The organism is Gilliamella sp. Choc4-2 (assembly GCF_001690355.1).
GTDB classification, from domain to species: domain Bacteria; phylum Pseudomonadota; class Gammaproteobacteria; order Enterobacterales; family Orbaceae; genus Gilliamella; species Gilliamella apicola_A.
The window spans coordinates 1-2,201 of sequence record NZ_LZHG01000017.1 but is presented as its reverse complement, the minus strand read 5'-3'; the positions used below and the strand labels follow the sequence as shown (position 1 = coordinate 2,201).

2 protein-coding genes are annotated in these 2,201 nt (G+C 38.8%); both read left to right on the top strand.

The features are described from left to right. On the top strand, window positions 1–1,237 hold a 1,237-nt coding region (locus A9G34_RS10700), incomplete at its 5' end, for a hypothetical protein (RefSeq protein ID WP_176701466.1). A 40-nt stretch (window positions 1,238–1,277) separates the two neighbouring features. Continuing rightward, a complete protein-coding gene (locus A9G34_RS02785) occupies window positions 1,278–1,940 on the top strand; it encodes a hypothetical protein (RefSeq protein ID WP_065568809.1) in 663 nt (220 codons plus the stop codon). Window positions 1,941–2,201: the final 261 nt, after the last annotated feature.

Sequence of the window (2,201 nt, the reverse complement as noted above, 5' to 3'; positions counted from 1 at the left end):
ATTTAGGACTTATTTAGATATAGCCCTAACGGCATCTGAAGCGGCAATCTCCGGCATCAAACTGGCGGCTCTTTTTGGTGAACGTAACGAAAGCTTATTAAAAGTACTCAATAAGCTAGGTAAAGCAGGGAACTTTGTTGGCGCAGCAGGTAAAGTATTGGCATTGGTGGATAGCTTAAATGATATCTGTCGTGCCAATAAAGCATTAGCCCGGGGTGATGTTGGCGCCGTTAGTTTTATGGTCAGTTCTTGTATTGGTTTTGCAATAGCCGGATTGGGGTTATCGTTTGCGTTGTCTGGACCATGGGGGCTGGTTTTAGTTTTAGCGCCATTTATTCTTAATTTTCTATTTGGCACTTACGACGACGGCAGCCAATGGGACGAAATGGACAAATGGATAAACCGCTCCATATTTGGCAACCTAGCTCGCAATGACTTATACCCACCTTACCCCATTAGTGATACGGGCAACTACCTATCCGAGCAAGATTTTTATTTGGCATCCCGAAAAGGACTTTGCCAAACCGCCCACCATGAAGTGAATGCAAGCGATTTGGGGAAAAAAGGTCAACAAAATCTAAAAAATAGTGCGCCCACTAAAGTCACAGGGATCGTTTGGGGAACCGATGACCAACGTGAAGTGGTAGAGGCAATAAATAAAACCTCAAACAGTAAATTGTACAATTTAAACTTAGTGATGCAACTGCCTGACTTTGTAAAAAATAAGGCCAAATTTGAAGGAACAATCACCATCCGCCACCGTGGTGAACCACAAGAGACCATATTAGAAGTTAGTCATGGCGGTGAAAATATAATTATTGAACCCGTTCAATACAATCCAGCCTATTTTAAACTGGTTAATGAAAATATGATAAGGAATGAGAAAGAAAAAACGTATGAATATTATCAGGCTGAGCCCAAAGAATTGGGAAATACGGTTAAAAATTGGTATGCCATGCAGCAAGTGATGGGTATCGATATTAAAACATCGCAGGAAAAAGTGGCAACACCAGCAGACAGCGCCACCACAGAGGTTACAACGACCAAGCCAAAAGCGCCAAATATCGGTTTATTTATGATAAACCAACTAGTAGGGCGGGTAACTGGTCAGTTTGAAGTGATTTGCACCGTTCAATATTGGCCAACGGGGAAAGTGGATGAACAGGGTAAAAAAGTGTTTCCATACTTACTGTCATACCAATATACAGCTGAAACGAGCCATAAGCCGAAGCAGTGACAAAAGCGATTAACAAATTTTAACTAACAGGTAATAACTGATGAAAACACAAATCAAAAAAATCTTAATATTAGGTAGTAGTTTACTGATGTTATCGTTACTGACAGGGTGCGATTTTACCGATTATAAAACGCGAATTCAAAGGGAAAACGATATTAATAACCCAACAGGAAATAAATCAGTTTGTTTGGCAGTAGGAGATTTAACTGAGGATATGTATCCTTATACTATTCACTATGTTGAAGGCGAAATTGATCCGAAAGAGCCTTATGATAAAGTAAAACAAAATAGAAGATTGAACTTGAAGCTATCCCTCTATGCCAAAGAGGGATTATTTACCGAAGAGCTGGTTGGTCATGATGGCGATAAGCCCCTGTACCGTTATAATTTAACGGATGAAGGTCGCAAATACGTAGATTGGTGGGGGGGCACTAACTTCTGCTTTGGTCGGGTTGTAGTTGATAGGATTACAGAGGTTGATAATCAACTTAAAGGTATGAGAATGGTGTCATTCCGTTACCATATGGAAAATGTGCCAAATTGGATAAAAAATAAGGATATTTATAGCTTGTATCCTAATTTTGATGGTCTTGAAGATGTCGTAACAGGTAAGGATCTTGCCAGAGGGACTCATTATTATAATGTTAATGATTATGGTGAATTAAAGCTAAGAAGGGCTAAAAGTGGCGGTTATATTTTATAAAGTTATTTTAATTCATTAGATTACTGTTAAGTTTAAGATTTGCGGGGTAAAAAAGTGTTTCCATACTTACTGTCATACCAATATACAGCTGATACGAGCCATAAGCCGAAGCAGTGACAGAATCGATTAACAAATTTTAACTAACAGGTAATAACTGATGAAAACACAAATCAAAAAAGTCTTAATATTAGGTAGTAGTTTACTGATGTTATCGTTACTGACAGGGTGCGATTTTACCGATTATAAAACGCGAATTCAAAG

Coding starts and splice junctions, on each gene's coding strand:
- A9G34_RS02785 (WP_065568809.1), top strand. CDS start 1,278: ATGAAAACACAAATCAAAAAAATCTTAATATTAGGTAGTAGTTTACTG.